General features: G+C 54.6%; 27 protein-coding genes and 1 pseudogene. 18 read left to right on the top strand and 10 right to left on the bottom strand.

Annotated elements, in window-relative coordinates; all coding sequences use genetic code 11:
* Positions 1-14: 14 nt before the first annotated feature.
* Positions 15-446, bottom strand: a complete 432-nt coding sequence (locus AC2FFP_RS19620) for a pseudoazurin (protein ID WP_496725637.1) — start codon at positions 444-446, stop codon at positions 15-17.
* Positions 447-599: 153 nt separating this feature from the next.
* On the opposite strand from AC2FFP_RS19620, the gene AC2FFP_RS19625 reads away from it, so the two are divergent.
* Positions 600-1313: a Crp/Fnr family transcriptional regulator gene (locus AC2FFP_RS19625; RefSeq protein ID WP_496881392.1), complete on the top strand. Its 714-nt coding sequence runs from the start codon at positions 600-602 to the stop codon at positions 1311-1313.
* A gap of 5 nt (positions 1314-1318) precedes the next feature.
* On the opposite strand, the gene AC2FFP_RS19630 is transcribed toward AC2FFP_RS19625, so the two are convergent.
* A complete protein-coding gene (locus tag AC2FFP_RS19630) occupies positions 1319-1534 on the bottom strand; it encodes a DUF1858 domain-containing protein (protein WP_496725636.1) in 216 nt (71 codons plus the stop codon).
* 119 nt (positions 1535-1653) lie between these two features.
* Between AC2FFP_RS19630 and AC2FFP_RS19635 the strand changes: the two genes are divergently transcribed.
* The 12 genes and pseudogenes from AC2FFP_RS19635 to AC2FFP_RS19690 form a co-directional block, all read left to right on the top strand.
* Entirely contained in the window at positions 1654-2106 is a 453-nt protein-coding gene (locus AC2FFP_RS19635) for a c-type cytochrome (protein WP_155147961.1), read from the top strand.
* Positions 2107-2127: 21 nt separating this feature from the next.
* On the top strand, positions 2128-3477 hold the full coding sequence (locus tag AC2FFP_RS19640; RefSeq protein WP_496881393.1) for a cbb3-type cytochrome c oxidase subunit I: 1350 nt from the start codon (positions 2128-2130) through the stop codon (positions 3475-3477).
* Positions 3478-3480: 3 nt separating this feature from the next.
* A complete protein-coding gene (locus AC2FFP_RS19645) occupies positions 3481-4275 on the top strand; it encodes a CbbQ/NirQ/NorQ/GpvN family protein (protein WP_496725634.1) in 795 nt (264 codons plus the stop codon).
* 5 nt (positions 4276-4280) lie between these two features.
* Complete coding sequence (locus tag AC2FFP_RS19650) at positions 4281-6167, top strand: nitric oxide reductase activation protein NorD (protein WP_496769423.1); 1887 nt, start codon at positions 4281-4283, stop codon at positions 6165-6167.
* Between the two features lies 1 nt (position 6168).
* The gene (locus AC2FFP_RS19655) at positions 6169-6342 is read left to right on the top strand and encodes a protein NnrT (protein ID WP_496725217.1); all 174 of its coding nucleotides are present in this window, start codon (positions 6169-6171) and stop codon (positions 6340-6342) included.
* A 62-nt stretch (positions 6343-6404) separates the two neighbouring features.
* On the top strand, positions 6405-6578 hold the full coding sequence (locus tag AC2FFP_RS19660; RefSeq protein ID WP_496725632.1) for an NnrT protein: 174 nt from the start codon (positions 6405-6407) through the stop codon (positions 6576-6578).
* A gap of 24 nt (positions 6579-6602) precedes the next feature.
* A complete protein-coding gene (locus AC2FFP_RS19665; protein ID WP_496881394.1) occupies positions 6603-7775 on the top strand; it encodes an NnrS family protein in 1173 nt (390 codons plus the stop codon).
* Between the two features lie 1080 nt (positions 7776-8855).
* Entirely contained in the window at positions 8856-9095 is a 240-nt protein-coding gene (locus tag AC2FFP_RS19670; protein ID WP_162896884.1) for a potassium channel family protein, read from the top strand.
* A 221-nt stretch (positions 9096-9316) separates the two neighbouring features.
* The gene (locus AC2FFP_RS19675) at positions 9317-10351 is read left to right on the top strand and encodes an AI-2E family transporter (protein ID WP_496881395.1); all 1035 of its coding nucleotides are present in this window, start codon (positions 9317-9319) and stop codon (positions 10349-10351) included.
* Positions 10348-11412, top strand: a complete 1065-nt coding sequence (locus AC2FFP_RS19680; RefSeq protein ID WP_496881396.1) for an HlyD family secretion protein — start codon at positions 10348-10350, stop codon at positions 11410-11412. The genes AC2FFP_RS19675 and AC2FFP_RS19680 overlap by 4 nt, the downstream gene beginning before the upstream one ends.
* Positions 11402-12412: a DUF2955 domain-containing protein gene (locus AC2FFP_RS19685; RefSeq protein WP_496742016.1), complete on the top strand. Its 1011-nt coding sequence runs from the start codon at positions 11402-11404 to the stop codon at positions 12410-12412. Before AC2FFP_RS19680 ends, AC2FFP_RS19685 begins: the two co-directional genes overlap by 11 nt.
* A 109-nt stretch (positions 12413-12521) precedes the next feature.
* A pseudogene (locus tag AC2FFP_RS19690) lies at positions 12522-13276 on the top strand (IS5 family transposase); the annotation flags it as partial.
* A 79-nt stretch (positions 13277-13355) separates the two neighbouring features.
* Here AC2FFP_RS19690 and curA read toward each other — a convergent pair.
* The 4 genes from curA to AC2FFP_RS19710 all read right to left on the bottom strand — a co-directional run bounded on the left by curA (position 13356) and on the right by AC2FFP_RS19710 (position 16562).
* On the bottom strand, positions 13356-14390 hold the full coding sequence (gene curA / locus AC2FFP_RS19695; RefSeq protein ID WP_496769414.1) for an NADPH-dependent curcumin/dihydrocurcumin reductase: 1035 nt from the start codon (positions 14388-14390) through the stop codon (positions 13356-13358).
* A gap of 201 nt (positions 14391-14591) precedes the next feature.
* Entirely contained in the window at positions 14592-15077 is a 486-nt protein-coding gene (locus AC2FFP_RS19700) for a cation efflux transmembrane domain-containing protein (protein WP_496881397.1), read from the bottom strand.
* 95 nt (positions 15078-15172) lie between these two features.
* Positions 15173-16081, bottom strand: coding sequence for a c-type cytochrome (locus AC2FFP_RS19705; RefSeq protein WP_496769410.1), 909 nt, complete (start codon positions 16079-16081; stop codon positions 15173-15175).
* A 13-nt stretch (positions 16082-16094) separates the two neighbouring features.
* A complete protein-coding gene (locus AC2FFP_RS19710; protein ID WP_496725623.1) occupies positions 16095-16562 on the bottom strand; it encodes a c-type cytochrome in 468 nt (155 codons plus the stop codon).
* 86 nt (positions 16563-16648) lie between these two features.
* Here AC2FFP_RS19710 and AC2FFP_RS19715 point away from each other — a divergent pair, with 86 nt between their 5' ends.
* The 4 genes from AC2FFP_RS19715 to AC2FFP_RS19730 all read left to right on the top strand — a co-directional run bounded on the left by AC2FFP_RS19715 (position 16649) and on the right by AC2FFP_RS19730 (position 18649).
* Positions 16649-17494, top strand: a complete 846-nt coding sequence (locus AC2FFP_RS19715) for a LysR family transcriptional regulator (RefSeq protein WP_496742006.1) — start codon at positions 16649-16651, stop codon at positions 17492-17494.
* Between the two features lie 170 nt (positions 17495-17664).
* The gene (locus tag AC2FFP_RS19720) at positions 17665-18102 is read left to right on the top strand and encodes a Crp/Fnr family transcriptional regulator (RefSeq protein WP_496783170.1); all 438 of its coding nucleotides are present in this window, start codon (positions 17665-17667) and stop codon (positions 18100-18102) included.
* 12 nt (positions 18103-18114) lie between these two features.
* Positions 18115-18306 (top strand): helix-turn-helix domain-containing protein, encoded by a 192-nt coding sequence (locus AC2FFP_RS19725; RefSeq protein ID WP_496725621.1) that lies wholly within the window; start codon positions 18115-18117, stop codon positions 18304-18306.
* A gap of 166 nt (positions 18307-18472) precedes the next feature.
* The gene (locus AC2FFP_RS19730) at positions 18473-18649 is read left to right on the top strand and encodes a YgaP family membrane protein (RefSeq protein WP_496725620.1); all 177 of its coding nucleotides are present in this window, start codon (positions 18473-18475) and stop codon (positions 18647-18649) included.
* A 199-nt stretch (positions 18650-18848) separates the two neighbouring features.
* On the opposite strand, the gene AC2FFP_RS19735 is transcribed toward AC2FFP_RS19730, so the two are convergent.
* The 3 genes from AC2FFP_RS19735 to AC2FFP_RS19745 are packed head-to-tail and all read right to left on the bottom strand — an operon-like array spanning position 18849 to position 21579.
* Complete coding sequence (locus AC2FFP_RS19735) at positions 18849-20189, bottom strand: sensor histidine kinase (protein WP_496725619.1); 1341 nt, start codon at positions 20187-20189, stop codon at positions 18849-18851.
* Positions 20189-20848: a response regulator transcription factor gene (locus AC2FFP_RS19740; protein ID WP_496725618.1), complete on the bottom strand. Its 660-nt coding sequence runs from the start codon at positions 20846-20848 to the stop codon at positions 20189-20191. Before AC2FFP_RS19740 ends, AC2FFP_RS19735 begins: the two co-directional genes overlap by 1 nt.
* 44 nt (positions 20849-20892) lie before the next feature.
* Positions 20893-21579, bottom strand: coding sequence for a PepSY domain-containing protein (locus AC2FFP_RS19745; protein WP_496725617.1), 687 nt, complete (start codon positions 21577-21579; stop codon positions 20893-20895).
* A gap of 198 nt (positions 21580-21777) precedes the next feature.
* Here AC2FFP_RS19745 and AC2FFP_RS19750 point away from each other — a divergent pair, with 198 nt between their 5' ends.
* Complete coding sequence (locus AC2FFP_RS19750) at positions 21778-22947, top strand: hypothetical protein (protein ID WP_496742162.1); 1170 nt, start codon at positions 21778-21780, stop codon at positions 22945-22947.
* Between the two features lie 257 nt (positions 22948-23204).
* Here the strand turns inward: AC2FFP_RS19750 and AC2FFP_RS19755 are convergent, their stop codons facing one another.
* Positions 23205-23393 carry a hypothetical protein gene (locus tag AC2FFP_RS19755; RefSeq protein ID WP_480794126.1) on the bottom strand — a complete coding sequence of 63 codons (189 nt, stop codon included), beginning with the start codon at positions 23391-23393 and terminating at the stop codon, positions 23205-23207.
* Between the last annotated feature and the right edge of the window lie 517 nt (positions 23394-23910).

Genomic DNA, 23910 nt, shown 5'->3' on the forward strand with positions numbered 1-23910 from the left:
CGCCGTATCGGGGATCAGAAGTTTTCAAGTTGGGCTGTGAAACGCGCCTTGGCTTTTTTGGGGACGCGGCCTTCAAGGAAACCCTCGGGAATTTCGACGTCACCCACCGCTACGGTCATCACCATGCCCATTGCATAGTGGGGTTTGCAGATCACGCCATAGACGCCTTCGGTATCCAGCGTGACTTCGATTTCCTCATTGATTTTGCCCTTAAACGGCTCGGCGCCATCAGGGAGCATGCCTTTGGCTGTTTCCGCGTTGTGGCCCTTGTCCGATGCGATGAACTTGATCGTGTCACCCGGGGCAGCCTGTACAAACGCGGGCTCGAACACCATGCGTTCACCATCACTGCCTTTGTTGAGCATTTGCACCTCGAAGGTTTCCGCGAAGGCGGCACCGGCCAGCAGGGTGGCCAGTGCAACGCTGGTTGTAAGCGTGCGGATCATCGAATTGTCCTTTCCTGAATGATCTCTTGGGCCTGACTCTATTGATTTCCGCGATCTGAAATTTGCGCTGGCGCAAGGTTTGGTGCGTTTTCGGGAAACACTGACCGTTACGATCTGGTTTTGCGGCTGTGATTGTGCCAAATCAGGTAAGCCATGATGGAAGCAGCCAAGAAAATATTGCCGCGGCTTGATGAAAGCCTGCTGACGCATTTGCCACCATTTTCAAAACTGGATCGTCGGCAAATCCGCACGATTCTGGATCAGGCCAGTTCGCGCCGCTATGAAACGGGCGCGCATATCTTTGAAGAAGAAGACCCGGCCGATCGTTTCTTCATGTTGCTGGATGGCTATGTCCGAGTGGTGCGGGTTACGCAGACCGGTGAACAGGTCACCGCGTTGCATATCCCTGCAGGCCAACTTCTGGGAATTGCAAAGGCGATCGGGCGCGAGACTTATCCGGCCACGGCAGTCACGGCGACGGAGTCCATCGCGCTGAGCTGGCCCACCAGACTGTGGGATACTTTCGTTACCGAATATGACGGCTTCGCCACTGAAACCTACAAGACGGTTGGCCACCGTGTAGGAGAAATGAACACCCGTATTGTGGAGCTTGCGACGCAACAGGTGGAACAGCGCGTGGCTAACGCGCTGTTACGTCTGATCAATCAGACTGGTCGCAAGGTGGAGGATGGGATTGAGATTGATTTCCCCATCACCCGACAGGATCTTTCAGAGCTTACTGCGACCACCTTGCATACGGTCAGCCGATTGCTGAGCGCATGGGAAAAGCAAGGTATCGTTGAAAGCAAACGCAAGCGCATCAAAGTATGTGATCCACACGCGCTGGTCGAGCTCAGCCAAGGTTAGTCCGGTCAGGCACAGCTAGAAATTGCGCTCTTCAGCTCTTCCAAAAAGGCCGTTTCATCCAGATCGTATTCCAGACAGGCATCTGAGATGGTGTGAAACGGGTTCACCAGGCATCCGACACATAACATTCCATGCTTTAGGAAAACACGCATTGTCTGCGGCCATTGCGCCATAAGATCCGCAAGCGTCAGGTCTGGATCGTCAATGTTCGGGCAAGGCATTGGGGTTCCTCTCACCCTCGACTTTAGGCTTGGAACCGTTCCAAACGTTGCGCTGGCGCAAACAGTGCCTTCTTCGCTCGGGCTAGCAATAAGCATCCCGATCTGAAGGAGGCCGACGCATGGCTGAAATCTTAACTAAATCGCGGGCGCGAAACATCTTCTACGGGGGCTCGATCTTTTTCGTCGTGATCTTCGTGGCGATGACCGTCCACAGCCACCGTTACGTGGTTAATACGTCAACCGCAGGCATGGAACTCAGCGAAGAAGTCGTTCTGGGCAAACATGTCTGGGAACGTCATTCTTGCATCAACTGCCACAGCCTGCATGGCGAGGGTGCCTATTTCGCCCCCGAGCTGGGCAACGTGATGACCCGCTGGGATGTCATGGACTCGCCCGAGGACGCCTATGAAATCCTCGATGGCTGGATGAAGGCGCAGCCTTCGGGCGTCGAGGGACGACGCCAGATGCCCTATTTCGATCTGACCGAAGAAGAGATGCGCGGCCTCGCCGAGTTCCTGCGCTGGGCGGATCAGACCGACACGCAGGGCTGGCCGCCCAATGACGCTGGCTAAGCGGCACGAAGGAGAAATCACATGAAATACCAATCTCAAAAAGTGGCGTATTACTATTTTCTGGCCGCAATAGCCCTGTTCGGCATTCAGGTGCTGGGCGGGCTTCTGGCGGGTTGGATCTATGTCTCGCCCAACTTCCTGTCCGAACTTCTGCCATTCAACATCATCCGCATGATCCACACCAACGCGCTGATCGTCTGGCTGCTGCTGGGCTTCTTCGGGGCGGCGTATTTCCTCATCCCCGAGGAATCCGAGCGCGAGATCTACTCGGTCAAACTGGCCTATCTGCAACTCATCATCTTGCTGGTGGGGACGCTGGGTGCGGTCGGCTCCTATCTGGTGGGCATCCATGGCGGGCGTGAGTTTCTTGAACAGCCCCTGTGGGTCAAGTTCGGCATCCTTGTTGCGGCGCTGATCTTTTTGTTCAACGTCTCGATGACCGTTCTGGCGGGCAAGAAAACGGCAATCACCAATGTGTTGCTGATGGGCCTGTGGCTGCTGTCGCTGCTCTGGGTGTTTGCGTTCATCAATCCGGACAACCTGAGTCTCGACAAAATGTACTGGTGGTTCGTCGTGCACCTGTGGGTCGAAGCGACCTGGGAACTGGTTATGGCCGCTATCCTCGCCTTCCTGCTGCTCAAGCTGACAGGTGTGGACCGTGAAGTGGTGGAGAAATGGCTCTATGTCATCGTCGCCACCGCTCTGTTTTCCGGCATCCTCGGCACCGGGCACCATTTCTACTGGATCGGTCTGCCGGGCTACTGGCAGTGGATCGGTTCGATCTTCTCGACCTTTGAGGTGATCCCCTTCTTCCTGATGATGAGCTTTGCCTTCGTCATGGTCTGGAAGGGCCGCAAGAACCACCTGAACAAGGCCGCGCTGCTGTGGTCGCTCGGATCCTCGACCGTGGCCTTCTTTGGCGCCGGTGTCTGGGGCTTCCTGCACACGCTGCATGGGGTAAACTTCTACAGCCACGGCACGCAGATCACCGCAGCCCACGGCCACCTTGCCTTTTACGGGGCCTATGTGGCGCTGAACCTGGCGGTCTTCACCTACGCGATGCCGATGCTGCGGGGCAGGGCGCCCTATAATCAGGTGCTGAACATGGCCTCGTTCTGGCTGATGACCGGCGGCATGGCGTTCATGACCTTCGTGCTGACCTTCGCAGGCACCATCCAGACCCATATGCAGCGGGTGGTCGGTGACTATTACATGGACGTGCAGGACGCCCTGTCGATCTTCTATCTGATGCGGTTCGGCGCCGGTGCTGCCGTGGTGATCGGTGCGTTGCTGTTCATCTACTCGATGCTGGTCGTGCGCAAGCAAGAGATCATCACGCCCGGCGCCGCAGACTCGGTTCCCGGAGAGTAAGCCATGAACATGCAAACACCTCCGACCCTGCCGTTCTATCAGCCCGTCGCGCGTGAATGCGAGCTGTTCGAGACGGCCTATGACAATGGTTTGCCCCTTCTTCTGAAGGGGCCGACCGGCTGCGGCAAGACGCGCTTTGTCGAACATATGGCGGCCAAGATGGGCAAACCGCTTTATACCGTTGCCTGTCATGACGACCTGTCAGCGGCCGACCTGATCGGGCGCTACCTGCTCAAAGGCGGGGAAACCGTCTGGGTCGATGGCCCGCTCACCCGTGCGGTGCGCGAGGGCGGCATCTGCTACCTCGATGAGGTGGTCGAGGCCCGCAAGGACGTGACCGTGGTGCTGCACCCGCTCACCGATACGCGCCGGACACTGATGATCGACCGCACCGGGGAAGAACTGGTGGCACCACCGGGCTTCATGCTCGTGGCCTCCTACAACCCCGGTTACCAGAACGTGCTGAAGCGGCTGAAACCCTCGACCCGGCAGCGGTTCCTGTCCATCTCGTTCGACTTCCCCAACGAAGAGATCGAGATTGCCGTAGTGGCCCGCGAAAGCCGCCTTGAACCCGGCCGCGTCGCGCCTCTGGTACGTTTGGGCGGTCATATCCGGGCGCTATCGGGCATGGACCTCGAAGAGGGTGTCTCGACCCGTCTGCTGATCTATGCCGCCACGCTGATGGCCGGGGGCATGGGGGTCAATCAGGCGATCGAGGCCGCCATCGTCGAACCCCTGACTGATGAGGCCGACATGCAGCAGGCGCTGCGCGATCTGGTTGCCACAATTTACGGATAAGCGTCATGCGACTTCTCGATCTCATGGAACCCGAAGAAACCGTTGGCAATCTCTGGCACGAGATGGCCAGCGGGATCGCGGCGCATGTCAGCTACCCCGAGGCGGGTGTTTCCCTTGCCTCGGTCCGGCCCAGCCTTGCGGTCCTGTTCCGCGCGCTGGGCGGTGCGCCGGGCGTGGAACTGGCCGAGGCCCCCGCGACGCTGGTGCGCCACCGCCGTCCGGTGCGCCGCAATCTGGGGACCGAGCGAGACCGCGAATGGGTGGCAGGCTACGACGGCGAATGCTTGTCGCTGCCTCCGGCCATCGCTGCCTTCCCCGAGCCACACCTGAACCGCGCCGCCTATTTCTGGCTGACCGCGCTGGCGGCTGTCAGCGAAGTGACCGATTTCGATCTTGAAGGGGATGGCGCTGTCTTGGACGGGGCACTAATTCGCGCCAATGCCGCAGCCGCCGACCGGGCCTATGCAAGCTGCCCTGGCCTGCGCGGTGACTACGCCCGGATGGCAGAACACTGCGCCGCCACACGGCTCGACGTGTTGCGCCCCAAGCCTGAGGCGCAGATCGAAACCGCGATCCGCGACCAGCTTTGCGGCGCAACACCGGTAATCGGTGCCGAAACCACCTCGCGCGGCTATAAACCCTTTGCGCCGGTACCGATCTGGCTGCGTTTTTCCCGCCCAGGATCGGGTGCGGCGGCAACCGAAGAACAGGCCGACCCTGCGGCCCCTCCGCCCAATGCCGCACAGACGAGCCGGAAACTGGGCCGCCGCAAGGATCAGGATCAGCAGAACCGCAAGGACAGCATCATCATCCACCGGTTTGAGTCGATCCTGTCTTGGGTCGAGTCGATGAACATCAATCGCAGCGTCGATGACGACGATGACGAGAACGCCCAGAAGGCGGCCGAGGATCAGGACGAGATCATTCTGTCGAAACAGCACCGCAAGGCGGCGACGCGCCTGCGCCTGCATCTCGACCTTTCCCCCGCCGATGCCGATCACGAAGCCTTGGCCGGTGAGCATACCTATCCCGAATGGAACCACCGCGCGCGCTCTTACATGGAAGGGCATTGCCGCGTGCTGGATGCCCCGGCTCAGCCCGACGCCGCGCATCCCTTCCACCCGAACGAGCGCCGCGTCCGCGAAGTGCGCCGCCAGTTCGAAGCCCTGCGCCCGCGCCGCATCAAACAGCCGAGGCAGGTCGACGGATCGGAGCTTGACCTCGATGCCCTGCTGACCACACGGGCGGATCTGGCCGCAACCGGGCGCGGTTCCGACCGCATCTGGCAGGCCGCACGTCAGACCGAGCGTGATCTGTCGGTCGCCTTCCTGATCGACAATTCCCGATCGACCGAGGCCGCCATCGGCGACACCTCAGTGATCGAAGTAGCGCGCGAGGCGATGGGCGCATTGGCTGCGGGCATCGACGCGGCAGGTGATCGGCTTGGCATCTGGGGCTTTTCTTCACTGCGCCGCGACCGGGTGTTCCTGACCCGCTGCAAAACCTTCGACGCCCCTATGAGCCCCGACATCACCGCCAACATTGGCGCGCTGAAGCCGGGCCACTACACACGCCTGGGCGCCGCCATCCGGCATGTCAGCGCACAACTGGCCGAAGAACCCTCGTCCCACAAGCTGCTCATCGTGCTGACCGACGGCAAGCCCAACGACCTTGACCATTATGAGGGCCAGCACGGGATCGAAGACAGTCACATGGCCGTCCGCGAAGCCCGACGCGCAGGGCAGAGCCTGCATGGCGTCGTCATCGACGAAGACGGGCAGGACTGGTTCGCGCGCATCTTCGGGCGCGGCGGTTTCACCCTGCTGCCCAACCCCGAACGGCTGACCCGGGCATTGCCAGATATTTATCGCACTCTGACAAAGGAAACTTGACATGCGTGTCCTTCCCTTTTTCCTGACCCTTCTCGCATCCCCGGTTTGGGCCGAAAGTTTTGACCGCCCGATCCCGCAGGCCCAATCCGCCACCGCCGAGTTCTGGTTCGCAGTTGGCAGCGTCACGTTGATCGCCGCGCTGGGGGTTGTGCATTGGCTTGTGTCGCGCCGATGACCCAGGAGAGTTGGACAGTTACCCGTATTACCCTGGTTCTGTACCCGTTAGGGGCAGGCGCCATGGCAGTTAACGTTTTCTTCTTGTCTCTGATATTCAGCTGGATAGGCGGACCGGTTCTGTCGACCGGATGGTCCATCGCGTTGGGCTGTGTAATTGGTGGACCTGCGACATGGTATTTTGCCAGTCACATACGGCACCTGATGGATATCGCCGATGGCAGAACAGAGGGCTAGGGATTAGCTGTGGCAAACTCATCAATGCAACAGATGCGCGCCTGGCGTGGACTGGCGCTGTTCAGTTACGGATTTCGCCCGTTCTTCCTGTTCGCTTCGGTCTGGGCTGTGCTGTCCATGCTGCTTTGGATCCTGATATTGTCTGGTGTGCTGACATTGCCTACGCGGTTTGATCCGGTATCGTGGCACGCCCACGCTTTTTTGTTTGGCTACCTTGGTGCTGTGCTCGCAGGATTTCTGCTGACCGCAGTGCCAAACTGGACCGGTCGATTGCCTCTGGTGGGCTGGCCTCTGATCGCGCTTTTTGCGATCTGGTGTGCAGGACGCGTCGCGGTACTGACCTCCGCATTCCTTCCGCTTGGATGGGCCGCCGCCATTGATCTTATATTTCCGATAATTCTTGGCGGGCTGATATTGCGTGAGATCGTGGCAGGCAGGAACTGGCGCAATCTGTTGGTTCTGGGGTTGCTGGCCCTGTTCACGATTGCAAACGCGCTGTTCCACATCGAGAACGCACGTGGCGGCTTTGCAGCCCAAGGCATTGGGTTACGTATGGGGCTCGCCACTGCATTGATGATGGTTGCAGTAATTGGCGGTCGGATCATCCCTTCGTTCACGCGCAACTGGTTGGTTCAGCGGCAGCACAATAAACTCCCGGCGCCTCCGATGCAGTCATTTGACAAAGTCGTGCTTGTGGCGACGATGGCAATTCTAATGCTGTGGGCGGTTCAGCCGGCCCTGAAAGTCTCCGCTGTGCTGCTTCTTTTGCTGAGTGTCCTCCATCTGGTACGTCTATTGCGTTGGCAAGGTCATCAGACCGCACCAGAACCGCTGCTTTGGATGCTGCATGTCTGTTACGCTTTCATTCCATTGGGTGCATTTGCGCTGGGAGCGGCCATATTATCGGGCAGCTCCGGGCTTGCTGCAGCACAACATCTTTGGATGGTTGGCGCTATCGGCGGGATGACACTTGCCGTCATGACCAGAGCCACTTTGGGCCACACCGGCCGTCCACTGCGCGCAGACCGTATGACGGTTACAATCTATTTTGCGCTTTTGGTGGCAGTTGCCGCGCGGCTATTCGCTGATAAAGTACCGAGCCTAACCGATCTTTCGGGCATCTTCTGGCTTCTGTCTTTTGGTGGGTTTGTTTTGTGCTACGCTCCTCTTTTGGTCCGCTCCACAAAAACAGGCTAACGCTTGGAAACTGCCGTGCGACCGAAACTATAGCGCTCCAAACCATCCGGAACTATCGAGTCAAAGTCCGCACGCCGGCCCTGGCTCTGGAAAATGGAAGAAAGGCGAGGACGTGAAACGATTAGTTGCAACCAAATATTTCCGCAAACATGTTTGGGAAGCGGTCTTTGATCGTTGAAAATGGAAAAATTTTCCCCGTTTTGTAAGACCGCATCAATAGCGGTCGTTTAATCCACCATAGCGAAGGACCTCTTTGTCTGCTCACCTGCTATTTGCCACCTCGTTCTGAACGTCTGGAATGTGCGGTTCGCGACTTGCTGCACGAGCGAGACTTTAGGTGTTGTCCAAGGTCAAGTAAGGGCTCAAAGGACATATTCAAGCTCACCACAGAGAACATCGGCAGTGAGCCCAATGCAGACTTTGGTTTCAGTGGTGTGAACGTAGGGTATATTTTGACCATACTAACGGAGACGTAACAAGGAGCTTCACCCAAGAAGACGCAGCCGACGTCATTAATGAGAATAAACGGGACATCAACCGACTCAGAATGACAACAACCAATATCATGACAGTGCATCACCTTAAGTTCTATCTCGACTGGCTTGATCTGAATAAGGTGGAAGTCGACAGAACTACAGTTTCACTTCCATCGTTAATGGAAATTGAGGCAATGACCGCCGCCTTTGTGATTTCGTATGGACGGCTGTTTTCATCCACTACCGGAGTGACAAAGTACGTTAGAAAAAACGTCCCAGAGGAACATAAGCATGCACATGATGAAATAATCTCACTTCGAAATGAACGCTATGCACACCACGGAGATCATGAGTCGTGCGGTGTAGGGTCAGGACCCTAGCTAAAGCGGATGCGCTGCATGAGCTTTGACCAAGGCGGCAGGACGTAAGCTTCAAGCGACAGGCAGCCAAGTGCCTCCGGTTTTCCATATTTATCTAATTACTGCTATGTATGAATTCATCAAAGAATGAGGACATGATGAATTCACTAACCAGAATAACACGTGGGATAGGCGTCGCTCTCAAAGACGGTAGAGTGAAAGGCATTCTTGCCTTCACAGTTGGAATGATTTTATGGGCCTCGGTCTTTTACCACTTTGTCGAAGGTTGGAGTTGGCTCGACTCAATCTACTTTTCTGTCGTGACCATTTCGACCGTGGGGTTTGGTGACTTCTCACCTGAAACCGCGGCAGGGAAGATCTTCACAATGATTTACATCGTCGTGGGCCTCGGTGTCTTCGTGACCGCGGCGACCACAGTGGCGGATACAATCTTGTCCCAGGACGACAAAAAAGCGGACAAGTAGATTATCCCAATTTGACCAAATCGAGTTCATGCCCAGGCATTGGTTTGACTGGGCCCCTCAAGCTGTGGCTCGGATTCATTTGTGTCTTCAAACTGATAGACGATCACTAAAATTCAAAAAAATGTACATATTATGTTTTTTGAGTGTAACATTCGAAAAACACATGGAGGGATGGAATGGAAAAGACACAGGACGCAAAGATTGTCGATCTAGCGATACGATTGCTGTTTCTCGGACTATTCCTCTACAGCGCCCTGGTCATGGTGGCCCCGCTTGCGAGCGTGGTTATCTGGGCAACGATCCTCTGTGTGGCGCTATATCCGGCATTTGATTGGCTTCAGTCCAAGCTGGGAGGGCGGAAAAAACTTGCCACGACGATCTTGGTTTTGCTGGGCCTTGTTCTGACCCTCGGGCCAGTCGCTACCGCGGTGTCTGGTGCCGCAGAACTTGGGTCTGAATTCGCGGAACAAGCAGACAAAGGTGACTTGAAAGTCCCACCTGCGCCAGAGGGTCTCAAGGAGTTGCCCTTGGTGGGAGACAAAATAGCCGATGTCTGGGGAATGTTTGAGCGCAATCTTGACGGCGCGCTTGCAAAATACGGCACGCAAATCCTTGAGATCACCAAATCGCTCTTCGGAAAGGTGCTGGGCATCGGAATCGGGCTGCTTGGTTTAGCTCTTTCCGTACTGATTATGGGGGCTTTGTTCAGCCCCGGGCCAAGTTTGGTCCAGGGTCTTCAGCGCTTTGCAAACCGTGTCTTCGCACCGCGCGGCGGTGAATTCGTAACACTGGCAGGCGCAACTATTAGGAACGTGACAAAAGGCGTGATTGGTGTAGCAGCCATTCAGGCGGTCTGCGTTTGGATACTGTTGGCTTTGTTTGGGATTTCTTCGGCCGCCACGCTGGCATTTATCTGCCTGATACTTTCGATTATCCAAATCGGGCCCGGATTGGTTCTTATACCGGTTATTATTTACGCATGGAGTTCCATGTCTGGCGGAACTGCTTTGATCTTCACCGTTTTGGCCGTTCCAGTCATGATAATGGACAGTTTCCTAAGACCCGTATTCATTTCAAAAGGCCTTGAGACTCCCATGTTGGTCATCCTCATCGGTGTTCTCGGAGGTATGATGGCGTACGGTTTGATCGGCGTCTTTATGGGGCCGGTTCTCTTCGCTGTTTTCTATGAGCTATTCAAAGTTTGGATTGATACCTCGCCCGAAGCCGAGGGCGCTGCTGAAGGTGCGGCGAAATGAGGAAGACAATATGGACAACCCTGGCTGTCATTCTGATTTTCCTTGCCTGGTACCTGGTCGCTGATCGGAAAACACCATTTACCGGGAACGCCAGAGTAAAAGCCGTGGCGACCCAGATCGTCCCGCAGGTGACTGGCACTGTGACTGAAGTTTTGGTCGAAAACGGTGAGGTTGTCTCGGCCGGAGATGTCCTTGTCCGGATCGACGCGCGACCCTACGAGATTCAGCGCGACAAGGCGGAAGCTGATCTCGAGGCAGCCACTCAAGAGGTGGGTGCATCTTCGGCAGAGGTAAGAGCGGCACAGGCCAAACTCGCAAGGGCGCAAAGCGATCTGGATACAATGCGCATTCAGACGGAACGCGTATTTGCGCTCGAAAAGAAAGGGTTGATCGCCGTCACTAAGGCCGATGATGCGCGAGGGCAACTGGCAGAGTCCGAGGCAAACTATGAGAACGCAAAAGCGGATCTGGAAAAAGCAAAACAGAGGCTTGGTGACGATGGGATTGAAAACCCGAAAATCCAGCGCGCGTTGGCGGCCTTGGCGGATGCGGAACTGAACCTGGAATGGACTGAACTGCGTGCTCCGGCGACAGGCGTGATCTCTAATCTGTTGATAGCCCCTGGAACGTATGCGCGATCCGGTCAGGATCTGTTGACATTTCTGGACGCGACTGACGTCTGGATCGAGGCGTATTTTACCGAGAACAACCTAGGAAGAGCTTCGGTAGGGTCTCCGGTTGATGTGGTTTTGGATATGCATCCCGGTCAGATTGTTCCTGGCGTCATTGAGAGCTTTAGCGCGGCCGTTTCCCTAAGTGGCGGTGATGTGCCCGGGCAACTGGCGAGTCCGCCCAGTACCAAAGGTTTCTTGCGGGAGCCGGAAAGGTTCCCAGTCAGGATCGTATTGCCGGGCTATGAAGCTGGAAGTGCCGAAGATGATCTTCGCTTTCAGTTGAACGGGCAGGCCGATGTGATCATGTATCTAAGTGACAACTCATTGCTGAACCTGGTAGGCCGCACCTACATCCGCGTGGTTTCAATACTGTCCTATGCGTATTGAGGACCAACGCTCTGTCGCCCGGCTTGCGGTGGGTGTTACCGGCGTCTTTTCCTTGGGCTTGTTTCTTGGCTGGCCACTCGCCGTCGTTGGGGCGGTGTTCGCCGCACTGTTTTTGCAGGCGCCCGCCGCATTGCCTCTGGCAGCATTTGCTAAGCTGTTTGTTTTTTCGATTGGATTGATGTTCATTTCGTTCCTGGTGTCGTCAATCTTCTCACCATATCCTCTTGTTTTTCTCATTCTGGTGGCCATTGGAATAATCCTGTCTTTCATGTGGTCAGTTTCTGGCGCCGGAGTTTTACCAGGTGTCATCGCTCTCATGGGAGCATTGATGATCCCAAACTTGGTTCTGCAATCCCAGGATCTGGCCTTGGTGCTTGTGTATTGGATACCTTTGAATCTGCTGTTTGCGGGCTTTGTATCGACGCTAATGTTCGTGCTGATCCCCGCCGAACCTCAATCAGCGGCCCAGAAGAAGGCCGCATCGTCGCCGAACTTCGACCCATATCGCCGAATAGTCAGGATGTCGCTTGTAACAGTGCCGTTTGCCTTGGCGTTTTTTGTTTCCGGCGCATCTGCATTACTAGTTTTGTTTTTTGTCGCCCTGCTGAGCCAGCAACTTGCGGCAATGCCCGCTGCAGGCAAAACAGTTGCAAAAGCTATGCTGACGGCAAACCTTCTTGGGGCGGCAGTATCCATCATTTGTTATGAGATAAACGTAATAGCTCCGGTTATTCTCACCCCCATTTTGCTGTGTTTTTTCTTTTGCCTAACACTCGGAGCACTTGGAAAGTCAAAAGTCCCGCTCGCCGCCGCCGCCGGTTCCGCTATTACGACAGCTCTGATTGTATATGGCGGTTCGGTTGCACCATTTTCAGACGAGGCTGACGTCAAGAGCATCACTCGCGTATTGCAAGTTGCCAGCGCCGCTTTTTTTGTAATCATCGCATATGTTGTTGTGGATGAATTTTGGCCGGAGAAAGAGCGCCAAGCGGCTCAATGAAGTTAGTTGCGATGTGGCATGGTTCTGAAAGAAATAGAATTTCTAGTGTCAGGACCCATTGATTTCTGCGGGGTTGCGAGATTCACGGTTCGAAAAACGAGCGGCGAACATGTCTGATCTGTTTTGGTTGACCGACGCCCAGATGGCGCGTCTTGAGCCCTTCTTCCCAATGTCTCACGGCAAACCCCGCGTCGATGACCGGCGGGTGTTGAGCGGGATAGTCTTCATTAATCGCAATGGCTTGCGCTGGCGCGATGCGCCGAAGGAATACGGCCCGCACAAGACGCTCTACAACCGCTGGAAACGTTGGAGCGGCAAGGGCATCTTCGCCCGGATGATGGCCGGATTGGCCGCTGAGCACGGCGAAGATAAGGCCGTGATGATAGATGCGACCTACCTGAAGGCGCACCGCACAGCGACCAGTTTGGGCGTCAAAAAGGGGGGCGTGGACGCCTGATCGGTCGGACCAAGGGCGGCATGAACACGAAGCTGCGCGCTATCTGCGACAGCAAGGGACGCCCACTCAACTTGTTTGTGACGGCTGGGCAGGTCAGCGATTATATCGACGCTCGGGCATTGTTGAGCAGCCTGCCAGATGTCGAATGGCTGCTTGGGGATCGCGGATATGACGCTGATTGGTTCCGGGAAGCGTTGAAAGACAAAGGTATACGCGCGTGCATCCCAGGCCGGAAGCAGCGGAAGAAAGCGGTGAAGTACGACAAGCGCCGCTACAAACGTCGCAATCGGATCGAGATCATGTTCGGAAGGCTGAAAGATTGGCGGCGATTGGCAACCCGATACGACAGGTGCCCAAACGTCTTCCTCTCAGCCATCGCACTGGCGGCTACCGTCATCTATTGGCTATGCGTCCTGACCCTAAGTACTATTAGTGCCAACCAAAAAATCGATTGGCACTTGTTCGTTAGAACTTTCCTTGGCCTCTTCAGGCACCAACATTCACAACCATTTTGCCAAAATTCTCCCCGCGAAGTAGCTGGTTCAGGGCTTCTGGTGCAGCCTCCAACCCATCCACCATGTGCTCGCGGTACTTAACCGCACCATCCTGAATCCAACTTGTCATATCGCGTGTGAACTCTTGGTAAAGCGATATTGGAAAGCTGTCGAAAATGATGAAACCCTGTGCTTTCACCTTCTGCCTCAGCAAGGTGCCCATTATTGCTGGTCCCATATCGGGACCTTTGGGTAGCTCCGTCAAATTGTACCACGAAACTACGCCGCAGATTGGCATACGGGCAAAGGGGTTGAGCAAGGGTAAAACAGCATAAAGCACCTTGCCACCAACATTCTCGAAGTAGACATCGATCCCATCGGGGCATGCTGCGCGCAGCTGGTCGGCAAAATCGGCGGTCTTATGATCAATACAGGCGTTGAAACCGAGGTTTTCGACCACATGGGCACACTTGTCGGCCCCACCAGCAATCCCGACAACTCGGCAACCCTTGAGTTTGGCAATCTGACCCACGGTAGCTCCAACAGGGCCGGAGGCTGCGGCAACAACAACGGTTTCGCCGGGTTTTGGTTCGCCTATCTGCAATAACCCTGCATAGGCAGTATAGCCAGGCATCCCAAGTATCCCAAGAGCCCAAGACGGGTTTTGGGGAGATTTACCCATGTTGATGACCTCGTGACCATCGGAGATTGCATAATCTTGCCACCCACTGTTTGAGAGGACAAAGTCGCCAACTTCGAAACCATCGAGATTTGCAGCAATGACTTCCCCTACAACCTGTCCCGTCATCACTTCTCCTATTGCTACGGGTTCGGCATAGGATTTAGCGTCGTTCATCCGCCCACGCATGTAGGGGTCGAGCGACAGGTAATGTGTGCGGACCAGCATTTCACCTGCGCCCGGCGTAGGGATATCTGCGGTTTCCAAACGGAGCGTACTGGCGTCGGGCTCGCCACTGGGACGCTCATTCAATACGATCCGGCGATTAGTATCAGTGGTCTGGGTCATTTAGTGTCTTTCCTTATACGTGTCGGTTTGAGGGAAGCGGGGGTATTCTTTGCGAAGAGTACGTATCAGTTTCAGGTTCCCGGCGCTGGATCGCCAGAACGTTCAGTTTCCCTTGAGCACGAGCTCATCAACTTCCTTACGCCAATGGACGGAAGGGCATCAACACATGCGTGGTTGCTCAAGTTCAATTGTAAAATTTTCTCACCATGGCTTGCAAGGAAACGCACAATTTCCGAACAGTGGGTAAGCCCATGCGCCATTCACACCAGTTGCGATGACATTGACAACGATTCCAAGAAGTGGCGCATCCTCAAGATGCGGGTTTGGGAGTGCCAGCACAGCTTCTCTGATGATTAAGAATGCCGCCAGCACAATCAGTACGCCCTCGGCGACGGCGGAAAGATACTCGGCCTTTTTGTGACCAAAGAGGTGTTTTTCGTCAGGGGTATATTGGAAATCCGAACTGCAAAATACGCCAGCAGCGCTGCAACGACATTTACAGTTGATTCCATTGCGTCTGACAACAACGCCACCGAGCCCGTCAGCTACCAGGTCAGCAGTTACAAGGCCGGTACCACAATGGAAATTGGAATGGACCAAAGAGCGATTTTTTGTGTCATTTGGCCACGAATCTTTGTCAATCATGAACAGAAACTCGGGTGACTGGTGAACTCCGGTGTTCAGCACGTAAAACAGGTGTTTGGTGAAAAGGGAATATGCCCTGCGGCTTCCTAACAGCGACCGACGACAGCATCTGGTCCACCTGCATGGCGCCAACGACGTTACTCTGATGGAAGCCCCGTCGACGAAACAGGAACAGCTTTGAGATACGCTGCAATCGCCAAACGGTCCTCATCTGTAAGGCGAGACGTGTTCTCGATGACCCCCACCATTTCACCACCAGCACTGTCATAATCCGGCGTGAAGCCAGATTTGAGGTACTCGGCAATGTCAGCCTCGGACCAATCAAGCTGGTCTGAAGTAAGGCCGGGGATACGACCTTTCCCGTTTGGATTTGGAGCGCCCGTCAGCCAAAGGTCTCGTTTTAAACCACCTAGACCATTTCGCGGGGTATGGCATTCAGCGCAATGACCCAGCGCCTCGACTAAATACCTGCCATGTCTTTGTTGGTCGGTCAAATCACTTTCGACTACCCAACCTGGTGTCATGAACAACAGTTTCCATCCCCCCAATCCACGACGAACATTGAAAGGAAAACCTACCTCATGCGGAACGCTTGCAGTTGTGGCTGCTGGCAGAGTGCCGAGGAATGCGTGAAGCGAAACGACGTCGTGTGCTGACATGTTGGCGTAAGATGTATAGGGAAACGCTGGAAAATAGTGCTGCCCTTCGGGTCCGGTCCCCTGGATCAAGGCGTTGGCCAGATCCAGGGCAGACCAGGACCCAATGCCGACTTCTGGGTCACTGGAAATGTTGGGGGCAGTGAACGTGCCGAAATCCGTCTCAAACCGGCGACCACCGGAGAGCATGAGCTTGTCCTCGCCAACTGCATCAGGCGCTGCATGACAGGATGCGCATCCTGCCGCGTAGAACACGATTTCACCTCTGGCGTGATCTGGGTTCAAACCGTCGAGTTGAGACGGCTCCACTCTTTGTGGTCGGGTCAGAACCAAACCGGCCAACCCAACCAAAAGTGCAACGAAAGCGGTAAATAGGAAAATCCGCTTCACAGCTATCTGCCGATTAGTCTTTCGGTGCTCTGTAAGCTTTGTGACACGCCGAACAGCTTCCACCCAGATCGCCCATGGCCGCTTTCAGGGCATCAACATCTTGGCCAGCCGCAGCCTGCATCGCAATAGCGGCATCTGCCATGGCCTGCCCTTTCGCACCAACGTCAGGGAAGTTTTCCCAGATTGCCGACAGCGCTCGGGTGGACGGATCGGACACATTGTCAGATCCCTGGGGCCACATCGCGGATTGGTCGATCTGCGTTAGCACAACAAGGTTGTTTGCAGCCCGTGTTGCGGCTTCGGCATCATAGTCCACTTCGCCTTTGGCCATGCCGCCAAGTGTACCAAGATTGAAGGCATAGAGTTGCATGATTGAGGTTCGAGCTTTCACAGCCGGGTTTTCACTTTCGTGGGCGATGGCTGTGCCAATGGCGACCAATGACAAAAGACCTGCCGCGAAGATTGAGAACTTCTTCATCATGATGTGTCTCCCTGTTCAATGCTCCGAATGTTAGCTTGAACGAATTTTCTTGTAATTGTTTGTTATTGGTCGTCACTTGTTAATTTATGAACAATGAAAACTGGGATGACATTCGGTACGCACTAGCCGTAAGCAAATACGGTTCGTTGAACGCGGCGGCGGCGGCGATGGGCGTCACGCACGCCACAGTCTTGCGCAGGGTGGCCGCATTCGAAGAACGCAATGGTTGCGTGGTTTTTCAGAAAAGTTCGTCAGGATATTCCGTTCTCCCCGAAGCCAGTGCGATCTTTTCAGCCATGGAAAGCGTTGAAGAAGCGGTGCTTTCGGTGGAGCGGGCGGTTGTCGGAGCAAATCGCTCGCCAATGGGTCACGTGCGCATTACATCGACTGATAGTCTTTGTCAGATTGTTCTCCCAAGAATACTCAACGAAATCTCACTCCTTTACCCAGGTTTGAACCTGACTCTGCTAAGCCAGAACAGCCACCATGATCTTTCCCGACTGACAGCAGACATTGCTGTGCGCCCTTCGATAAAGCTCGGGGAAGGGCTAATCGGAGAGCGTGCAGGAACGCTGTCCTTCGGTGTCTATGACGATGGTAGCCCCAATCGCAAATGGATGAGGCTAGACGGAGCGTTGAGTCGTTCACTTCCTGCCAAATGGCTGGCGCAGAATGTAAGCGCCGACGAAATGACCAATGGAGCAGACAGTTTTCTGGTGCTACAGCAGATGGCGGCCTCGGGAGCTGGTAAAACCTTTTTGCCGTCATTTTTTGGCGACGTGGATACCCGCCTTAAGCGGTCGAAGGACGTGAATCCTAAGTTCGAGGTTCCGCTGTGGGTCGCAACGTTAGAAGAAATCTCGCAAACTCCAAGGTTTGCTGTAGTTCAGAAGGCACTAGTCGAACGTATATCGGAAGCGCTAGCTAAGTGATTTTATGCAACTGAGACTTTCGAGTTCTTACATTTTTGACTTTCCAAATTTGCAATGTCCAGTCGGAAACGTTCGCATTGGGCTCCTCCAATCAATTATGATTGCTGCGGAGAACGGCAAAACTGAGCCCAGACTGCACACGAGAAGAATCTAAGGCGATCCGGCTTGAATTGATCAATTCACGAGTTTCTAATCTTCGGGAATTTGGGATATTTGCGAGAACGAGTGTCCTCCGCAGTTTTGCCGCGCCATGTGGCGCAACAGTCTTTCAACCAGGTCAAGCATGTCCAAGCTTCATCATTCTGTCAGAGGGATCAAGTCGTGTAACGCTTACAGGCCCGAGCGGACGCGAAGTGGTCCTATATCGTGTCACGTCGGCCGACGTATGCCTCCAGATTTTGTCATGCCTGATAAGGGACGAGGCCTACGGTGCCGAAGGTGTTGCAGAGACCGACTTGACCGGGCAAATCGTGCTAGCTCACGAGTTTCGAAAGAAGCTCGCCGAGGACGCTGAGTTCCGAGTTATGATTATGTTGTCCGTTTCCTCGCGGTTTTCGGAACAACAGCAGTTGATTGAAGATGTGGCGCTTACGAACTTCGATGCGTGACTCGCCAAGGCCTTGATAAGGCTTGCGTCTTCAGGCAGCAGGGTGAAGGCAACCCACTCCGTACTCACAAGCGAAACAGCCTCAGGCCGCGCCTACGTGTCCCGCAGATTGGCGGAGTTCGCGAAGAAAGGCTGGGTAAAGCAGCATGAGGACGGCATCGCCATACTTGATCGCAAGGAACTGGAACATGTTGCCGCAGGTTAGCGGTGACTCTGTCACCGTCTGTCGGCGACGTAAAAGGTTAGAATTGGGCATCAATCAACCAAGGAGGATTTAATGATGTCCAGAAATGAAGGAACACTTGGTCGCGCACGCGTATCATTCTTGACCTTGTGTTGCTGTCTTTGACCTTTGTCGGCTCTCAGACGATGTGGGGCTTATTGGCATCATCCCGCTCATCACAGGTCTAGTTGGCGTTGGCCCGATCTACTCCGCGCTAAGGATCAAGACGTGCAGCGTGAACCTGCCTGGCGCAACGGCATTGCTGCGTTGGCGCAAGGCCGCAATGAGTCAAAAACCGACAAGATGGTGCATGCTGTTCGAATAACAGTGAAGCGCAGTAACCGGGCTTTGCAAAGTTCGCCCTGTGACATGCGCCCGTTATTCTATATCTTGCTACGATTCCGCAGTCGCGGCCAACACGCACACTGTTCCCCGTACGAGAAGTGTCGAAGTCGTTCGAATTCCCATTCTTCTCAAATGAGTTGTACTTCGATTGCCCGAAGCTAGGGACTGGTCTCGGCTATTTATGTTTGTGTCTTTCCTGAAATTAGAATCCGGCAAGCCAAGCCGCCGAGGCTAGAGGATGTATCCAGTGTTAGCTTGCAGCCGTAAGCGTTCAACAAGTCAACTGTTATGGCCAAACCTAAACCGGTTCCTCGAACAGAAGTGTCCAGCCGCCCTCCGGAATGCAGTACCCCTTCACGTGCATCTTCTGGAATTCCAGGTCCGTCATCCTCAATGCAAATCTCAATACCGCCCGCAACACGTTTGGCAGCTATGTGAATTCTTGTCCGACACCATTTCAGAGCGTTGTCGAGGAGGTTTCCAATCACTTCTTCGATGTCTTGAGCGTCCATTCGGACCTGAAGTCCGCTCTCGCATTCTGTCGTTAAAGATTTTCCTTCACGCTCTGCCGTGACCGAGAACAATCTGGATAGCCTATTAACCGAATGAGTAAGATCAGTTCGAGAGTATGTAAGTTCAGCGGTGTTTGACGCACGCATGCGTGCAAGGGAGCGCTTGAGCTGAGCATCGATCCTGTTCAACGCGTCGTCGGCAGGTTCGGTATCTGCTCCGTTGTCCGACAAAGCTGCCAGTTCGTTTCGGAGGATCGCAGTCGGGGTTTTTAGCGCATGCGCCAAATCAGCCGCTTGCCGTCGAGAACCAGATACAATCTCGCGGTTTCTGTGCAGCAATTGATTGAGGTCCTCGACAAGTGGCGAAACTTCTTCCGGATAGCCCTCCGGCTTAAGATCGTCTCCCTTGTCCCAGCGATGCGCCACATCTGCGCGCAGCTTCCTGAGAGGACCGACAATTGCAGACATCAACATCAATGAACCAGCAACTCCGATCAAGCCAACCAATCCAAAAACCGGCAGCAAGTTGTCCTGCGCGGCCCGGCGTTCGCTGATCAGCTCTCCTCTGCTTTCAGCGACAGTCACGCCCCATTCGGTTCCGTCTTCGAACGTGATCTTCTGAAACACACTTCGCACGGCCTCATTATCCGGGCCAGCGGTGTTCCAGACGACTGCCTCTTCCCTCAAGCCAGCAGGTTCGGAAATTGTTTCGTCAAAGAGCGATGCGGACGTAAATATGGCGCCGCTGCCATCCGTCACTTGCCAATACCTGCCGGAGTACGGCGTTCCGTAGGCCGGGTCGAACATGAGATCACGCAGAGCCTCAGGGTCGTCTGTGGTTGCGCTCAGGCCGACAATAAGTTGCGTGTGCCTGTCGCGCAGCGTCTCATCAAACTGTTCCAGGACGCGGGTATTGATGTAGGAAAACACAACGAGCGTTCCGACACCCACAGAAAGGGCGCCAGTCGCGAGGCCGCCAAGCAACGCGCGTTGGCGAAGCGACAACATCAGGCGGTATCGATCATATAGCCGCGCCCTCTGACAGTCGTAATAAGTTCAGAGCCTAGTTTTTTACGCAGCCGGGTTATGAAAACAGCAATGGTGTTGGAATCCCGATCGCCGTCGTATTCGTAAATGTGTTCTGACAACTCGGTGCGCGAAACCATGCGTCCCATGTTGTGAGCAAGGTAGGTAAGAACGGCGATCTCTTGCGCGGTCAGAACCACAGGAATTCCACCAACACTGACGCGCCCGTTTCGTGTGTCGAGCGAGACATCCCCCATTTCGATCACAGGGTTCAACTGACCGCTTTGTCTGCGCAGGATTGCACGCACACGTGCTGCCAACTCGGGCATGTGGAACGGCTTGGTCATGTAGTCATCAGCGCCGGCATCCAGGCCATCCACGCGCTCGCTCCACCCGTCGCGAGCCGTCAGGATCAAAACAGGCGTCTTAACGCCTGCACTACGCCATTCACGCAAGACAGAAATACCGTCGCGTTCTGGCAACCCGATGTCGAGGATGATTATGTCGTAAGGTTCTGTCGCACCCAGGTGCAGGGCGTCTGTACCATTGTTGGCCACATCTACAACACGGCCTTCCGCAATTAGAAGTTTTTTAACCTGCTCGCATAGCTGCGGTTCATCTTCAGCCAGAAGTACTCTCATATTCAAAAGCTACAGTCGCAACGGCATTAGTTTAAGCACTATTTTTAACGATCGCCTTTGCCGTTCCCGCCAGAATTCCCACCGCCGTTGCCATTGCCACCTGCGTTACCACCGCCGTTCCCATTGCCGCCGCCGTTACCGTTGCCGCCACCGTTGCCATTGCCGCCGCCGTTACCGTTGCCGCCACCGTTGCCATTGCCACCGGCGTTGCCATTGCCGCCGCCGTTGCCTCCAGCATTGCCATTGCCGCCGCCGTTGCCTCCAGCATTGCCGTTGTCGCCACCGTTGCCATTGCCTCCAGCATTCCCGTTGCCACCAGCGTTGCCACCTCCGTTGCCATTGTTTCCACGGCTCGTAGAAGTATTGCGACTGTTGCTGACGTCAGCAGGTGTCGAACGCGCTGCTTTCGATATTTGTCGACCAACACTGGATCGATTGGAAACGACCGTTCCGGTCTGGGCATTCACAATTACACTGACAATTTTTCCATCGGGCTTTTTGACAAGAATGCGATAGTAAATTTGATCAGCCTGAAACGCGCGCGCATCAACGGGGGTGCCACCAAAGGCTTTCTCGACGCCTTTGATAACCCGTTTCAAACGGATGGTGCCGCCGGTCAAGGTCGCCTTGCGCAGTTCACCTTGCATGAGCTCGCGCGTCTGGGCAGCCGCTTCCCCAATGGGCAAAGCAACCAGCAAACTTGCAACAATCAAGATCACCTTCGCACGCATGAACGTCCTCGTATTTCGCGGCTAGAGGCTACGTCTTTCGACATGAACCGATGATGAACAAGCAGTTAGCCCTGCGTTCAATTACCCTCAAGTTAAATGGAAACGAACTTTGAAGATTCGTACGTGAATCGAGACTTTGGAACACAGAGAGCCGATTTAAAGAATTAACGTCCGCTGATTTCCACTGAGGAGGCTGTTATGAAAACCACCAATTTTGGACTGTTAAAAGCATCAACCTTGGCAATCGCGTTGCTGGGATCAACTGCCATCGTGGCCACCATCGCCGCGCCGGATGTAGCCTTTGCTAAGGAAGGTAAAGGCAATGGCGGAGGAAACGGTAAAGGTGGAGGAAACGGTAAAGGTGGAGGAAACGGCGGCGGAAAAGGTGACGCTGGCGGAAACGGCAAGGGCGCCGATAATGGAAACGCTGGAGGAAACGGCGGCGGAAAAGGTAATAGCAGCGGCAAAGGGAACTCAGATAAAGGAGACCGTAGCGACCACAGTTCTGCCGGTAACAAAGGCGGAAAGAAAGATGCCGACAAAGGCCGGAGTGGGCGAAGTGCTGGGAAGTCCATTTTTGGAAACTCGAAGTCAAAATCCTCGCGCTCTGCTTCTGGGAATAGCGGTCGTTTTACATTGAAGGATATCTTCAGCGGAAAAGGTAAGACTAGAACGTTTAACACTTCAAAGAAAAACACGACCACTCATAGCGGTAAGCAAAAGCCAAGGACATATTCGAAATCATCAACAACCGTGATTGTCGAAGAGTCCATCCGCCCGGCCGTGCGAACCAAAGGGAACAGTATGGCGGCGCTTCTCGGCGCTCACCCGTCCGAATTAGGAGCGCTTAACGCAGCCAATGCCAACGCAACTGCATTAGAAAACGCTGCACCCAATTCCCGTGTCGGTCGAATTGCCAATTACCGAGACACCGTTCTAGCCGGAGAGCCGCTGCGCGAGGAGCTTGCGGAACAATTGGAAGAACTCGCCGGATTGGAACCTCCAGAGCGGACTATTCCCGAGATAGAAGAAGACTTGCGCACAGCTCTGGTCGACGTTCAAGAGAATCAAGAGAGGGTCGAAGACCTTGAACAGGCGCTCGAAGACGCCGGTGGAACGGATCCTGAAATCGAAGAACAGCTCGAAGAAGCACGTGCGGATTTAGACAGTTCGGTCGAAGAAGCACAGGACCTGAACGACGAACGACAAGCTGCTGTTGAATACGAAGAAGCAACCGAAGAAGTGCAAGAACTCGTTGATCTGGTTGATGAACAAGAATTGGCTGAGCGAGAAGCGCTGGAAGCCGCAGCCAACAAACCCGTCACCGACGCAGTTGAAGAAGAGGTGAAAGCGTTGTTGGGTCTGTAACGAAAGATCCCAGCCTCTTCTCGTCAATCAACTCGAAGTGCTGACCACTCACGGAAGCACTCAGCGCCGGGCCAGCCAAATGTTTCCCAAGAGTGAGAAGCGGCTGGCCCGAAGTTCATTGAGTTCGCCAAAGGTTGCGTCAATTTCCCTAGGGCGCACAAAAAGAAACCCCGCCCCAAACCGGAGCAGGATTTAGTTATCAATTCCAATATTTAGGACGAATATCGGGAATTGTTTGAGAGTCTGCTGAACTGTCTTCAGACGTTGTTATGTGCCTCAAAAAGCCGCTTGTTTTTAACGATTTCTGTCAGTGCATTTTCTATAGGAGGGAAGCGACCACTGCTCGACCTTGTTGTGGTTGACAAACGTTCCACGGCAACTTTGCCGGAGGTTTGCATCACAGTTGTTGGGCTGGACTCTTCAGTCACAAAGGCAGACTTAATCATGCGTTTCCCCTTGTCAGCGATCAAACGGTTTACAACTCGTTCGATCCAACATGAGCACTATGCCTCAGTTTGATTGAACACTTTGAGAACACATTGTTCACGTTCGGTTAATGTTGTTCGCGAAATAAAGACAAAGGATTAAGCGGGCGACGAGGTGGACGAAGAGCACCCTAACCTGGCACTTTGGTTGGATCATGCGATCACAATCTCAGCACATGGTCTCAGGTCGTAAGCAATTTATCGTACAGGAAAGCGACTCTTCGCTGATGAACTCGCCATGACCCATTCAAACTTATATCTAGGCTGTTAAGATAGAGAAGGTGCTCGTTAGGAAAAAAATTATTGGAGTTTTGGCGCTGGCACTGACCGCACAAGGTGCGTCACCAGCCAACGCAAATCCCAGTTTGTGCAGCCATAACACAGGGCAAGCTAGTGGAGTTGGCGCTACCCGCCAATCCAAGTGAAATCCAAATCCGGACTTTGTCCACCAGGCTTGGCGAAAAAAGCGGTCCCGTTC

It is taken from the genome of Ruegeria sp. YTSC004, from assembly GCF_059609805.1.

Coding starts and splice junctions, on each gene's coding strand:
- AC2FFP_RS19625 (WP_496881392.1), top strand. CDS start 600: ATGATGGAAGCAGCCAAGAAAATATTGCCGCGGCTTGATGAAAGCCTG.
- AC2FFP_RS19620 (WP_496725637.1), bottom strand. CDS start 446: ATGATCCGCACGCTTACAACCAGCGTTGCACTGGCCACCCTGCTGGCC.
- AC2FFP_RS19630 (WP_496725636.1), bottom strand. CDS start 1,534: ATGCCTTGCCCGAACATTGACGATCCAGACCTGACGCTTGCGGATCTT.
- AC2FFP_RS19635 (WP_155147961.1), top strand. CDS start 1,654: ATGGCTGAAATCTTAACTAAATCGCGGGCGCGAAACATCTTCTACGGG.
- AC2FFP_RS19755 (WP_480794126.1), bottom strand. CDS start 23,393: ATGATTAAGTCTGCCTTTGTGACTGAAGAGTCCAGCCCAACAACTGTG.
- AC2FFP_RS19670 (WP_162896884.1), top strand. CDS start 8,856: ATGATTTTATGGGCCTCGGTCTTTTACCACTTTGTCGAAGGTTGGAGT.
- curA (WP_496769414.1), bottom strand. CDS start 14,390: ATGACCCAGACCACTGATACTAATCGCCGGATCGTATTGAATGAGCGT.
- AC2FFP_RS19680 (WP_496881396.1), top strand. CDS start 10,348: ATGAGGAAGACAATATGGACAACCCTGGCTGTCATTCTGATTTTCCTT.
- AC2FFP_RS19650 (WP_496769423.1), top strand. CDS start 4,281: ATGCGACTTCTCGATCTCATGGAACCCGAAGAAACCGTTGGCAATCTC.
- AC2FFP_RS19735 (WP_496725619.1), bottom strand. CDS start 20,189: ATGTTGTCGCTTCGCCAACGCGCGTTGCTTGGCGGCCTCGCGACTGGC.
- AC2FFP_RS19655 (WP_496725217.1), top strand. CDS start 6,169: ATGCGTGTCCTTCCCTTTTTCCTGACCCTTCTCGCATCCCCGGTTTGG.
- AC2FFP_RS19745 (WP_496725617.1), bottom strand. CDS start 21,579: ATGCGTGCGAAGGTGATCTTGATTGTTGCAAGTTTGCTGGTTGCTTTG.
- AC2FFP_RS19660 (WP_496725632.1), top strand. CDS start 6,405: ATGGCAGTTAACGTTTTCTTCTTGTCTCTGATATTCAGCTGGATAGGC.
- AC2FFP_RS19645 (WP_496725634.1), top strand. CDS start 3,481: ATGAACATGCAAACACCTCCGACCCTGCCGTTCTATCAGCCCGTCGCG.
- AC2FFP_RS19640 (WP_496881393.1), top strand. CDS start 2,128: ATGAAATACCAATCTCAAAAAGTGGCGTATTACTATTTTCTGGCCGCA.
- AC2FFP_RS19715 (WP_496742006.1), top strand. CDS start 16,649: ATGAACAATGAAAACTGGGATGACATTCGGTACGCACTAGCCGTAAGC.
- AC2FFP_RS19685 (WP_496742016.1), top strand. CDS start 11,402: ATGCGTATTGAGGACCAACGCTCTGTCGCCCGGCTTGCGGTGGGTGTT.
- AC2FFP_RS19740 (WP_496725618.1), bottom strand. CDS start 20,848: ATGAGAGTACTTCTGGCTGAAGATGAACCGCAGCTATGCGAGCAGGTT.
- AC2FFP_RS19710 (WP_496725623.1), bottom strand. CDS start 16,562: ATGATGAAGAAGTTCTCAATCTTCGCGGCAGGTCTTTTGTCATTGGTC.
- AC2FFP_RS19750 (WP_496742162.1), top strand. CDS start 21,778: ATGAAAACCACCAATTTTGGACTGTTAAAAGCATCAACCTTGGCAATC.
- AC2FFP_RS19665 (WP_496881394.1), top strand. CDS start 6,603: ATGCAACAGATGCGCGCCTGGCGTGGACTGGCGCTGTTCAGTTACGGA.